The organism is Shewanella sp. (assembly GCF_048265805.1).
GTDB lineage: Bacteria > Pseudomonadota > Gammaproteobacteria > Enterobacterales > Shewanellaceae > Shewanella.
The window spans coordinates 1-12,152 of sequence record NZ_JBLXAT010000036.1; the positions used below are offsets into that span (position 1 = coordinate 1).

Below are 12,152 nucleotides of genomic sequence, written 5' to 3' on the forward strand. Positions count from 1 at the left end.
CCAAGAAGAGCGTTTCCCATAACAAGCCTAATAAAACAAACCCCGGCTAAAAAACCGGGGTTTGTCATTAATCTGAGCGATGTCTTAGACATCGCTTTTTGTCGCTGCTATTGCAGGAGAATCACTACACGGCACATCACCTGCCTTGCCTAAATTACGCGCTGCCTGCTGCAAAAATAATCAGCAAAGGTCAACAGCCCCTAGTGAACATCAATCCCCGCTGTTGCTTACGTTGGCTTACTCAGTAATGTTTTACACAGGCTAACAAAGTCAGACGAGGTGACAATGCCCAGCACTTTGCCGTCAGCATCGGATACTGGTAAACAGCCAAATTTGTTATCAATGAAGTAGTCGACGACATCCAGTAATGGCGTGTGAGTAAATAGCAGTGGATATTCGGTATCAATCAACTCTGTCAGTGGCTGATGGCGTTCACGGCGGTCCAACGCCCCCGCACCGTAGCGATTATATAAACTCATCACGGTGGCAATCATTTTCTTATGCGTTAACACACCCACCAAGGTGCCATTTTGCTCTGAAATCACTGGTAGATGGCGTACGCCACGGTTTTGCATCAGCAAGTGTGCGTCATGGATTGTGGCTGCATCACTAATGCAGACCGGATCTGGCGTCATTATGTCTTCAACCTTCATGATGTTTCCTTTTTGCATCATCGTCTTTGTCACATTATAGGTGGCTGCCTGCAAAAAAATAGTCAGCGCAGGATATTGATGGCGCGTCCGCTAAAACTTTCCGTCAACGGTCAATAAGTCCTGAGCCTGCGCTGCGTTGGCTCAATTTGTCATGCTCCAGCCTGTCCAATTGGTCGCTTTCCAGCACAGCGATGGTTTACCCAACTAGCGTGCCGTGAATATTAGTTCGCGGCTTCCTTATGACTTCTAGCCAATACCGTGAGCCGACAATTCAATGCTTAAAAATCAGTGACTTTACAAATCTCCTCCACGGCATAAGATCAATAAAGGATTTTCTTGAACAACACGGCTTTTATGAGCGCTGACGTCAATATTGCTACCTTGAATCTGTTTAACTATGCCGAGCCTCCGCTGGCTTATCATGAGTTTGATAGCATCTATAGCCTGCCGCAATGGCAACTCAAAACCCAGTGGATCTCTGATTGGGTGGATACGGCAATGCCCGATATATTGGGAATACAGGAAGTGTTTAGTCCGCAAGCGCTGCAACAGCAGTTAACCCCCCACGGTTTTAGTCACTTTGCTATGGCGGGTGAACCCAGTATTGACGGTTATGTCGCGCATCAAAGTGTGGTGATGCTTGCTAGTCGCTTGCCGATTATTGAATCGAGCTCTGTGCCGCTCGATTTTACTTTGGCGGCGCGTTTTGGTGTTAGCAAGGAGTTTAGCCCCAGCAGAGAAATGCTGCGTGCCACAGTGCAATTGCCCGAAATTGGCACCACCGATGTGTATGTGGTGCACCTGAAATCCCCACGGGCAATGCTGGGTCATCAAGACGTCAATTTAGATGGCTTTAGTGCCGCGTTAGCGGGCAGCGCTTTGGGGCGTTGGGCATCGGTGGTTAAACGGGGTACCGAAGCGATGCTGCTCTATCAGGCGATTCTCGAACGGCGTGCACAAACGGGTTATGCCGTGGCCGTGGTAGGTGATTTCAATGCCACCATTGATAGTAGCGAACTGCGCGGCCTTTTAACTGCGCCAAATCAGCTGTATCGCGGTGACTTACATGCCACAGGTTTGCTGGCGTTAAATGAGCAGGAGCGCTTATGCCACCTGCGCCATTTTCAGTTGCAAGAGGCGCAGACATTAGCGCGTGCTTGTGTCCCAGATGCCCACCGGCGAGTCAGCCATTTTCACGGTGCCAAAGGCTCAATTGTCGATCATATTTTGCTGAGCCAAGAGTTTGATGGCCAACAGCAGCATAGCCTTGCCAGTGTTAGCCAATACCAAATATTTAATCAGCACCTGATCAGCCCGCAACATCCACACGACGATTATGCCAGTGACCATGCACCAGTCATGGCCACCATCGCACCGCGTCATGCGGCAGCGAAGGAGTGATATTGTCCGGCGCTATTGCTTCAAAACTGCCGAAATAGCTGCGGGACTTTTTGCGGTAGTTTGCCATCTAGATAGGCATCAACGATGGCGTCATGATGGTACTCGTAAATAAAGGGGAGATGCTGAGGTTGCCACTGACTTGAACGCCACAGCATACCTGAACTTGTTTGAGGTTGGCTTGCAATAGCATCGGAACTGCAGGCAAGTTCGGCCAATCGCGGTAGGTCCTCTCCAAGCGCTGTCACCGCCCGCGCTGCTAACATATGCAAAGTGTCACCACGAACTAACGGGGCGGCGCATTGGTGAATAATGGCACCAGCATCGAGCTGGTTGCTGAGCTGATGCACTGTCATGCCCGTCATCTGCGGCTCTAACATATAACTCGGCCAGAAATGGGTAATCGCGCCTTTGTACCAAGGAGATAATCCGCCATGGCAATTCCATTTATGTTTGGGAGCGCTATCCAGCAGTTCTTGGTTTAACTTGTGGCAGCCATAGGAAATTAATAGGTCGGTAGCGTACTGCTTGATGGTATCGATCACCGCTTTGCTGTTCAGATCTTTGATCGAGATACTTAACTTAGGCACGTCTGGCCAGTCTGTTTCGCCAAAAAATAGCGCTTCAATGCGCTCGCGTTCGTGGAAATGGTGCTCGAATAAGGTGCGCAATGAGACATCAAGTGACGCAGGGGCTGTGGGGAGAAACTTCTCTCGTTCTTCGACAATCACGTACGCTAGCTTACCCGTTGTAGCCAAACAACGAGCAATGTAAGCATGGCGCGGATGATTGCCGCAGACAAAAACTATGCTCATAGTGTTTCCCCTGTATTAAATCTAATTAATTGATGTTGTTCTAATTTTTCAATTACCTGCCGTAAAGATGCTAAAGGCAAGTTAAGCCGTTTGGCAATGTCCAGCATGTAGGTATTGCCATCTGATGCACTCAAAATGGTTAGAATGGCATTTAGTTCCTGTCTGCCATCCAATAACTGATCGCTGGAGGTACGCCGATTAGTTGGTGTGTTGATGTTGGGGTATAACCCGCGTTTACCTAATTGTGGCTCGCCATAAGGCTTAAGGTTAAGCGCTTTACCAGAAATTTCGGCACTGAGCAGCAGTTGCTCCAGCTGGTTGATGGAGTCGATAACCGAATCCATATCCATAAAGGCTTTATCGTCGAGCGAGTTATGATATTGCGGAAATACGCCATATACGGTTTTTGCGACTTGACCCATTGGCAGGTTGAAACCAGGTGAACAATATTGGCGTTCATCGGAGCCATAGAGCGGTGTAAATGGCTCCATGCGCCAATCGTCCTTGTCGGCGAGTTGGCCAATGTAACGGTCAAATAGCGAGTCGCCACGTTTACTTGCCTTATAACGTAAGTTGGCGGAGGGGCCTCCAAGGCAGGTCAGAATCAAGCCTGCTTCCAAGTGTTGCTGTAGATGCTGATGATGCTGTGACAGAAAGCAGAGTGAACCAATCGTTTCCGGATTGAGCAAAAAGCGGTAACTAAAGCGTCGCCGCGGCCAACGTAGCATTCTGTGATATAGGCCAATCAGTACCAACGGGCCACTTAATTCATTGTTGGCTAATGAGGGGTGACACAAGTAGCTGCTGAGTAATATTTCACGTTCGCTTTCACCGCTAAGTAGGGTTTGCGCGAAGGGGACGCCACCGTTTTCGTCGAAGTGACTTTCAATTTTGACGCGGTAAGTGCCAGCGGATAACTGCTCACGTTGCTGGTGGCTGAGACAGAATCCCCACGTTCGGTGGTAATAACTGGTAACGTAAGGAATTGCATCAACCAGATGTGGAATAGAATGCAGATGCGGTTGTAACTGCTCAAGTGTTATCTCTGTATCGACGGGCTCAGAGTAGTTCACTATATGCAGATTGCAGTTGTCTGAATCACAAATCAAATTGCCATCCGGCCCCCATAGCCGCGCGCGTTTAAAGTGCCATTCTGGAGGTACAGTCCAGTCAAATACCTTCGTGCCAGACGTCACTTTAGTGACTGTGAGTGGCATAAACTGGCTGATGTATGCGATGGATGCTTCTAAGCCAGGACCTGAGATTGAGCGACAAATAGGGAATAGGTCATCAAAAATCTTGTCTAAAAACTGGTACTCAGAAACGCTCATACCCATCTTCTCTTGCTGCATAGTTGGAGTGACGTAAACCTATCACATGCGCTCCGCACTGGGGAGCGTTAATTATCTGATTCATATGAAGCTTATGGCTCATGTTTATTTGGTGCTGGCTATCGTGATGCATGGCGTTTATCTTCCGGATTTATAGACTAGGCTCGCATCGACATATGATATCAGTGGGAGTGTCTTGGCTGACACCCAAGCCAAGTAATATAGCGTGTCAGTGATTTGACGTCTTCCCTTGAAGGCGGCGTTATTAATGTAGTTTGTTAGTAAAATATTAACGTAAATATATTCACGGAAATCGTGGTGTGAAACGGCCGTAATGCTTTAGCGTTTGGCAGTGATATCGTTGTGATGGTCATAATTATTAGTAAATAGTTGCCTAAAAAATGACCAAAACGATATCTGTTTGATGAAAATACTATATTGATATTAGAACAATATAGGAAAATTTTACCACTCTACGCTAAATATTGATTGCATGTAGTGACTTTAATCGCATCGCAATTAAGTTTGTAAGAAATAATGTTTCTTATCTCAATTAGTTCATAAATTGAACTCTTTACATATTTAACGAGAAATAAAAGCTTGCCAATATGTTGACGGTTTAATAAATTTGGCATTTCTCGGGAAGGATATGCTGAGTGTAAATTATGTTTGGATATGGAAATGTCCAGCTATTCAACCCTTGTCAACCCTTGTTATAAATAATAATTAAAGTTGAATAGATAATATGAATAAAAAATCGCTGTTATTGGTACTTGCAATGAGTCCAATATTTTCTGCCTGTCAATCTACCCATTCTGATGAAGAGGCGGCTTCTTTAAATCGCCAGGATTTAGTGGCTGATCTCGTAAAACGTATCGATGACGTTGGATATGATGAAGTGAAAATTCAACCTGGGGTTGATGAATTTCTCAATATTGCATCGTCTGTATTACAGCGCCAACGTAATGTGATTGAGAGCTATCACCAAAAAGGTGAACTGTACGTAGATGTACAAAGTTTCTTGAGCGCTCAACAAGGTAAAACAGAGTTAGAACTGCAGGATGCCATTACGGCGTTTGATGCCGGTGCAACCAATGAAGATGAAAAAATTGGCCATAAAATTGCGAAGTATCGCGCGGCTAATGATGAAATCTATCAGGAAAACATTAAGTTAACTCAGCAGATCGTCCTTCAGTTAGCTCAAGCCGGATTGCTGTTCTCCCAATACGGTACTGAAGTAGCTAAAGCCACGGCCATGAATTCATTTACCGGTTTGTTTAGCAAAGACGATGATCAACAACCGTCTATCGGCAAAGCATTAGTGAAAGCGAAAGATCAATTGTCGTTAGCAAAAGAAGCTAATGATTATATCGATATCGAGCAACAAACCATTGAGGCTATTGAAAGCCTGCAAAATAAACTCGCTGCTAAAGCTTAATTAAATGATGAAAAAACTCTGGTTACTGCTGTTGTTATGCAGTTGGGTAAGTTTTGCCTACGCTTGGCCTGATTGGGTGATTAATCCAAAGGCATCCGCAGGTGAAATTGCCGCAGTAGGTATTGGAAATACGCCCGCTGAAGCAAAACAAAATGCATTGGCTGACATGACATTGCAATTAACGGCAAATGTTGTAGTGCAGCAATCTCAGTCGCTGCATGCTAATAATGGCAATAGCCAGAGTTCATTTACACAAAATAGTCAAGTTTCCTCTTTGGCCTTGTCATTTCAGGGTGTGGAACAACGCCGTACTGTTGAGCAAGCTGAGCAGATTGCGATAGAACTCGTTGCCAATAAGCAGATTATTGCGAAGCAGATAACGGCAGAAATATATCATTTGCTAGCAGAGCAACCTCAAACAACCGCCAACTGTTTTGCGGCAGCATTACGCCTCAACCGAGCACGAATTAATACCTTAAATAGTGTATTAACTGTGCTGGAATATCCCACGCAAACTCCAGCAATTAATCACGCCTTACAACAACAGCAACAATGTTTAGCGCTCTATCGTGTGCGATTAATAGGCGCTCGTGAGGTGCAAGATATTGCTGCCGCTGCGATGGCTCATCTTCCCGAACTGGGCACAACAGAAGTATGGTTTAAACCGCAGCTTCGCTGGGCGACGGCTAAGCAAAATGGTCAGGTAATGCAGCGGGCTACGTTCCGCTTCGACTTTACTGAATCTGCCGCTCCTTATCGCTCCTTGTTGGCTGGTCAGTTGCAGGTGATCAGCCACGCTTCCGATGAAACGACCGCCCGAAATAACGCCAAACAGCGACTTATTGAATTACTACGTCAGCCAGTCTCTGAGTGGTTGCATGTTGATGTGGAGAATAATAGATAATGAAACGTTCGTTGACCTCGATGTTAGTTGGTGTCGTCTTACTTAGTGGCTGTCAATCAACACAACCTGCCCATCAAACCACTGTTGCTAAAGTCTCTAACCGTGCATCGCAAGCGTATGTGGCGAAAAGTGCTTACCAGTTTGAAGATGGCGACATCACTGTTCCTGCTTATTTTGATACTCAAGGATTAGGTCGCTGTACCTTTGATGCCAACAGTGAAAACGACGGCTGCCCGCTCAAAAAGCCGATCGTGCGAATCTATTTCGGCGGCTCTGATATTGGCGGCCAAGGCATTGGTATTGATGCGTTGCGCAAATACGATGACCACAAGTTGGTGCTGATGCTAGAAAACCAATTCGCGGGCGTGAATCGTTTTCGTGTGGTTACCCGTGATGACGATGTGATTTCGCAGGAACAACAAACGTTTCTCGATCAGCAAGGTGCTGCGGCGACTGTGCAGCGCGCCCAAGCGCAGCAAACACTCAAGCCAGATTTTGTATTAAAAATCGATTCTCTGCGTACGGTGCAAACCGAAGGCAGTATCTCCAGTTGGATGGATTACACCTTAGAGTTAACCATGTCGGTGCTTAATCCATTTACCCGCGAAAAGATGTCGCGGCCGAATTTAGGTAAAGTGCGCGTGACTTCTGAAGATGTGCGAGCTCGCGAGCAGATGCAATTTGTTCGAGCGAGCAACCGTTATGTTACTGGTTTCCGTTACAACGATTCAGGCGATGTGAACGCTGTTATCAATGACATGGCGTCTCGTGGCTTCGATATTTTGCTAACACGTATGCTGACCGAAATGCCGGCAACCGCCCAAGTGATGGGGATTAAAGGTAACCAAGTCAGTCTCGACCGTGGGCAGAATGCCGGCGTACTGCCCAACGAAACCATGATTATTTTCCAATATGAGGCGGGATTTGTTGAGCCAATCGGTGTCGCCAATGTTGTGCCTTCAGGTAACAGCGCTATTGGTGAAATCACCCGTTGGAAAGATTCAAAGCTGGCAGAACAGGTGCAGCAACAAGCGGAAAATGGCATTTACCGCCCGAGTGCGCAAGCGAAGATCTTTGCTGTTTCTGTCGGTACGCCAAGTGACTTTCTGGAGAAACGCACGTGATCAAACAAGGCAAACTCGGTTGGGTTGCATTGTTGCTCACTGCGCCCTCATGGGCTGATGTTACGGTGACTGCCGATGGCATGATCAGCGCCGATAGTTGTGCCTATGGCCGTGGTCAGTTGGCCATCGGCGCCGCCAGAGATAATGCCGCCGCCGACATTGCTAACTTTCTGCAAGGCAGCAATATGTTATCGCTTGGCGACAACGCCCAGCAGTTGGATAGCTACCTCGGCAGCTTGTCAAAACAACAGAAACAGGTACTGATCGCTGGTGTAAAAAGTGGCGCTATGCCACTACAGCAATCGTCACCCAGCTACAGCGGTAACGATACCTGCATCAGTGTTACCTTAGATCCACGCGCTAAAGCGACCAGTGCAGAGCCGCAGTGGCAAGAGCAAGACAGCGATATCAGCGTGACAGTGGACGGCGAGGGCTGGCCGAATCAACAGATGACCGCCAGACAGCAAGCGGAGCAAGATGCACTGCAACGCGCGGTATCGCAAGTGGTTGGCGTGTGGCTGACGCAGCAACGTACTCAATCTAGCGTGTCGCAACTCGCACTTAACGGTGATGATGAGCAAAACGCACTCAATGAGTTGGTCACCCAACAGTTGCATTCCCGTAGCCGCGGTTTAGTGAAGGAGTGGCACACCTTAGCAACTCAAGTTATTGAACCCAATGGCATTCGCGTCACTATTGAAGCTGTGGTTGATAAAGCGCCATTGCAGCAACAGATCCAAGATATTCTCAGCGCTATTGGCTCGCCAGTGGTCACAGTGCAAGCACCGGAACCATTGAATGCCGAGCTGAAGAACCTGCTCACCAGTCATGGTGTTGAAGTGGCTAATCATGCCGCCTTGAATATTGTTGCCGAGCCGCAATTGGTCAGTAACGGCAATAACCAACGGCTTAACTTGCATGTCAAAGTGCTAGATAGCGCGGGTAACGTGTACGGCAGTTGGCATAACCAGCCATCGTTGCTGTCGTTACCACAATCGTCCCACGTATTAGCTGACCTCATTAGCGTTTCGTTAGCTGATCCGCAGCAAAAACAAGCACTACAGCAGATGGTGACGTCGGCGTTTAACAAGCTGGTCGCCAATGGCGGCTTAGTGCGCAAGTTGACCTTTTCCGCTGACCTGCTGCAACAACCCGACAATCTCGGTGGCGTGTTAGGCGCTATCGGTGGTGTTAGCGATGTTTCTATCGTCCGCCAAGGTTCTAACTTCTTAGCCAATTTACGTTTTAGTGGCAGCACGGCAGAACTTGCCGCGTTGCTTGCTCCTGCTCTTAGCATGATTTGTGGCGATCAGCAGCCGCAAATTGATATTCAGAATGACTACCAAGTGACAATTCACTGAGGATAAATAGATGAAATTAACCACGTTGACGCTCGCAATGTGTATGGTGTTCCCAGCGATGGCTGCTGATGATTTTGACTTAAGCGACATGCTGCCAACGCGTCCTGGCCAAGCGATTGCTAACCAAGATAACGTTACCGTTAAAGAAGATATGGTGATAGCCAAAGACGGTAAAGACTCTGCGGCTGCAGTCGCTGTCGCCCAAGCTGAATTGTTGGAAGACGATGAAGACGGCGTGCGTATGATCCAAGTGGGTAGCGGTACTGGCATTTTGTCGATTGGTACTTCGAGTTACCAAACCTACGACAACATGAACGCCACCTTGCTGTCCAAGCGCGGTGCATACACCGAAGCCTACATGAAGGCGAAAAAGCAGCTGATGGAAAACTTCAAAGGTGTAGAACATCGCTGTGACAACTTGGCCTCAAGCGCCATGGATTACATCGACACGGGGGCCGACAGCACTGGCAACATGGAAAAAAACATTGCAGAAAGCTGTAAAGAGTCAGTGTCTGGCTCTCTGGCAGGTTTTGTGACGTTTGATGTGTTCGATAATGTTGAAGAAAAAGTGGTAAAAGTCAGCTTAATCTCCACGCCAAAAACGCGCCAACAGATCCGTCGTAACAGCGGTGCGGTAGCGCAAACTACCGAGCCCAATGTCATCTTCAAGCAAGTTATCGACGATATCAAACAAGGGGTGTTGCCACCAGTAGGCGCCAAAGTGCTGACCAACCCAGACACGCAAGAGGTGATCGTGCTGGGTTATGGCTCATCCATTATCCGTAAAAACAAAAACTCAACCATGGCGCGCGAACTGAAGAAAGCCGCCAAGTCTCAAGCCGAAACACGTGCTCGTGACGCGCTGCTTGCCACCTTAAAAGGCGAGCAGGTTTACTGGCAGGGTGGTAACGATGAGAAACAAACGGAAGCGCAGAAGCAGTTTGAATATGACGATCCAAGCCTGCAAGATCCTACTCAAGTAAAAATTCTGGACACCGAACGCAGTACCTTCGTGAACCAGATGAAAACCTCCAACATCTACCAAACTGTGAGCCAAGGTAAGTTACCGGTTGGCGTGGCAACTAAAAGTTTTACCAGCCCTGATGGTAACTGGCAGTACACCGTAGCGGTTTACGCGCCAAGTTTAGAAGCAGAAGCACGTCAAGCTAATCAACAGATGATGTCTGGTGGCAGCGCAACACCGTCGCATAGTGGCCAGAAAATCCGCGCCATTGGTGGCGTTAACGAAGGCGCCGCCAATCCACAAGGCGCTTCTGGTCAAGTGAGCCAAACAGAAGGTCTGTAATGCTGACATCAATGGTTATGTTAGTGGCATTGTCAGCAGCCCCTAGCATTAACGGCGGGCTGTTTGAGACGAAATTGCAGGCCGATGGCGCGCAGGTGACTACCTCGCACCAGTTGCCGCAATCGGCGTGGGAGATGGCCTGCCGTAACACCTTAACTTCACCACAGCGACAGCAGTTGCAACAGCAGTTGGGCCAACAACTCAATATTAAAGTGCCTGCTGAGGTTAGCTATTTCGCCGGTGATATTACGCAGTATCGCCAATGGAAGGATGAGGGTTGGTTACATTGCCGTGGCGATGTACAGCCAAAGGTGGACAGCTATCAACTGCCAATGTTGGCGGTACGCGTGGCTTGGTGGGCGGACGAACATCAGCATAAACAGTGGCTACGGCCATTGCTGCAACTAGCGCTGACTGAACCAGACAGTACGACGGATGCCATGGCATTGATTGCCGCCAACAGTTCGCCAGGCAAAGCGCTGGCGGCCGTACAGCAGTTAGATGGTCAAAAGCTGCAACTGCCGCAAGCGATGCTAAGCGTGGCTAAGTTGCTACAGCAGGGACAAAAGCTGGCTGAGGCGCAAGCAATCTTAGCACGTTGTGATGAGGTGGCTTGTCGCAAACTAACAATGGAGATAGAGCATGAGCTGGAACGCAAAGATGAGACAGACGCTGAGAATTTGGATTGCTATTTCTCTCGCTGCACCGGCGCTAGCGACGGAACCCACTGATCCAGAATTTGAGCGCTTTGTCGCTGAGCAACAACAAGCTTTTAGTGACTATCAACAGCGGGAAACCGTGGCATTTGAGCAGTTTGTGCAAGCGTGGCAGCAAGCTGAATCTGACTATGCTAAGCAAGTGGCGCAGCAGTGGCCTGACGCCTTACTGCCAGATAAAACCCGCTGGGTAAGTTACAGCGACGATCTGCATCGGCGCATGCAAGTTAACTTTGATACTGGCGAAGTTGTGGTTGAGGTGCTTGATAGCAGCAACGCTGATGCCGACGTGCAGCAAGCTCGGCATGAGATTGCTAAATTAGCGAACACTAGCGCAGAAGAAGCGCTGCGACACGATCCTGTGGTGATCGCCTTTGATCGCAATTTCAATAACAGCAGTCATCAGCAGCAAGGATATTTAGCCACGCCAAACCTCGCGGTGCGAGGGAAAACCATTCTGACCGCTGCGATGGCGAATGAAACCTTGCAGGGCACTCCTGCCGTTAGCCATCAGGGAAATCGCACCACTATCAAGTTTACTATGCCATCCAAGGCATTGAATGAACGTGCGGCGCAGTATCTGCCTAATGTGGTGCAGCAAGCTCAACGCTGGAAGTTACCGCCAGATTTGATTATGGCGGTGATTCAAACCGAATCGAGCTTTAACCCACTGGCGCGCTCGCCAGTACCGGCTTTTGGTCTGATGCAGATTGTGCCGGGCTCTGCTGGGAAAGACGTTACCGCCTTCCTTGATGGGCAACCACGGATACTGTCACCGCAGTATTTGTACCAAGCCGACAACAATATCGAAGCGGGCAGTGTGTATCTGCACTTGCTGGGTGACCGCTATTTCAGTGAAGTACGCGACCCACAAAGCAAAAGTTATTTGATGATTGCCGCTTATAACACCGGTCCAGGCAATGTCGCCAAAGCGCTCAGCTATACCACCTCACTCGATCTGGCTAGTGCGGCAGCCAATAACATGAGCGCTGACGAGGTATATCAAAAGCTTCAAGCGGCGCTTCCCGCCGAAGAAACCAAAAATTATCTGCGTAAGGTCAATGCGCGCCGGCAGATCTACCAGCAACAGTTCAAGGAAATGTAAC

General features: G+C 48.4%; 11 protein-coding genes. 8 read left to right on the plus strand and 3 right to left on the minus strand.

The window, feature by feature from the left end; genetic code table 11:
* Positions 1-227 precede the first annotated feature (227 nt).
* Positions 228-653, minus strand: a complete 426-nt coding sequence (locus ACN0TT_RS18155; RefSeq protein ID WP_417763557.1) for an HPP family protein — start codon at positions 651-653, stop codon at positions 228-230.
* A 336-nt stretch (positions 654-989) separates the two neighbouring features.
* On the opposite strand from ACN0TT_RS18155, the gene ACN0TT_RS18160 reads away from it, so the two are divergent.
* Positions 990-2,054, plus strand: coding sequence for an endonuclease/exonuclease/phosphatase family protein (locus ACN0TT_RS18160; RefSeq protein WP_417763558.1), 1,065 nt, complete (start codon positions 990-992; stop codon positions 2,052-2,054).
* Positions 2,055-2,074: 20 nt separating this feature from the next.
* On the opposite strand, the gene ACN0TT_RS18165 is transcribed toward ACN0TT_RS18160, so the two are convergent.
* Both ACN0TT_RS18165 and ACN0TT_RS18170 read right to left on the minus strand, forming a co-directional pair.
* Positions 2,075-2,866, minus strand: a complete 792-nt coding sequence (locus tag ACN0TT_RS18165) for a formyltransferase family protein (RefSeq protein WP_417763559.1) — start codon at positions 2,864-2,866, stop codon at positions 2,075-2,077.
* Positions 2,863-4,197 carry a DUF4910 domain-containing protein gene (locus ACN0TT_RS18170; RefSeq protein WP_417763560.1) on the minus strand — a complete coding sequence of 445 codons (1,335 nt, stop codon included), beginning with the start codon at positions 4,195-4,197 and terminating at the stop codon, positions 2,863-2,865. Before ACN0TT_RS18170 ends, ACN0TT_RS18165 begins: the two co-directional genes overlap by 4 nt.
* Positions 4,198-4,942: 745 nt before the next feature.
* Between ACN0TT_RS18170 and ACN0TT_RS18175 the strand changes: the two genes are divergently transcribed.
* From ACN0TT_RS18175 to ACN0TT_RS18205, 7 genes are read left to right on the plus strand one after another with little or no spacing between them, the layout of a single operon-like run.
* Positions 4,943-5,635 carry a hypothetical protein gene (locus ACN0TT_RS18175; protein WP_417763561.1) on the plus strand — a complete coding sequence of 231 codons (693 nt, stop codon included), beginning with the start codon at positions 4,943-4,945 and terminating at the stop codon, positions 5,633-5,635.
* Between the two features lie 4 nt (positions 5,636-5,639).
* Positions 5,640-6,539 (plus strand): LPP20 family lipoprotein, encoded by a 900-nt coding sequence (locus ACN0TT_RS18180; protein ID WP_417763562.1) that lies wholly within the window; start codon positions 5,640-5,642, stop codon positions 6,537-6,539.
* On the plus strand, positions 6,539-7,663 hold the full coding sequence (locus ACN0TT_RS18185; protein ID WP_417763563.1) for a hypothetical protein: 1,125 nt from the start codon (positions 6,539-6,541) through the stop codon (positions 7,661-7,663). The genes ACN0TT_RS18180 and ACN0TT_RS18185 overlap by 1 nt, the downstream gene beginning before the upstream one ends.
* On the plus strand, positions 7,660-9,024 hold the full coding sequence (locus tag ACN0TT_RS18190) for a hypothetical protein (protein ID WP_417763564.1): 1,365 nt from the start codon (positions 7,660-7,662) through the stop codon (positions 9,022-9,024). The genes ACN0TT_RS18185 and ACN0TT_RS18190 overlap by 4 nt, the downstream gene beginning before the upstream one ends.
* A 10-nt stretch (positions 9,025-9,034) precedes the next feature.
* On the plus strand, positions 9,035-10,330 hold the full coding sequence (locus ACN0TT_RS18195; protein ID WP_417763565.1) for a hypothetical protein: 1,296 nt from the start codon (positions 9,035-9,037) through the stop codon (positions 10,328-10,330).
* Entirely contained in the window at positions 10,330-11,061 is a 732-nt protein-coding gene (locus tag ACN0TT_RS18200; protein ID WP_417763566.1) for a hypothetical protein, read from the plus strand. Before ACN0TT_RS18195 ends, ACN0TT_RS18200 begins: the two co-directional genes overlap by 1 nt.
* Positions 10,991-12,151, plus strand: a complete 1,161-nt coding sequence (locus tag ACN0TT_RS18205; protein WP_417763567.1) for a murein transglycosylase domain-containing protein — start codon at positions 10,991-10,993, stop codon at positions 12,149-12,151. Before ACN0TT_RS18200 ends, ACN0TT_RS18205 begins: the two co-directional genes overlap by 71 nt.
* Position 12,152 lies beyond the last annotated feature (1 nt).

Coding starts and splice junctions, on each gene's coding strand:
- ACN0TT_RS18205 (WP_417763567.1), top strand. CDS start 10,991: ATGAGACAGACGCTGAGAATTTGGATTGCTATTTCTCTCGCTGCACCG.
- ACN0TT_RS18170 (WP_417763560.1), bottom strand. CDS start 4,197: ATGAGCGTTTCTGAGTACCAGTTTTTAGACAAGATTTTTGATGACCTA.
- ACN0TT_RS18195 (WP_417763565.1), top strand. CDS start 9,035: ATGAAATTAACCACGTTGACGCTCGCAATGTGTATGGTGTTCCCAGCG.
- ACN0TT_RS18200 (WP_417763566.1), top strand. CDS start 10,330: ATGCTGACATCAATGGTTATGTTAGTGGCATTGTCAGCAGCCCCTAGC.
- ACN0TT_RS18175 (WP_417763561.1), top strand. CDS start 4,943: ATGAATAAAAAATCGCTGTTATTGGTACTTGCAATGAGTCCAATATTT.
- ACN0TT_RS18165 (WP_417763559.1), bottom strand. CDS start 2,866: ATGAGCATAGTTTTTGTCTGCGGCAATCATCCGCGCCATGCTTACATT.
- ACN0TT_RS18185 (WP_417763563.1), top strand. CDS start 6,539: ATGAAACGTTCGTTGACCTCGATGTTAGTTGGTGTCGTCTTACTTAGT.
- ACN0TT_RS18180 (WP_417763562.1), top strand. CDS start 5,640: ATGATGAAAAAACTCTGGTTACTGCTGTTGTTATGCAGTTGGGTAAGT.
- ACN0TT_RS18155 (WP_417763557.1), bottom strand. CDS start 653: ATGAAGGTTGAAGACATAATGACGCCAGATCCGGTCTGCATTAGTGAT.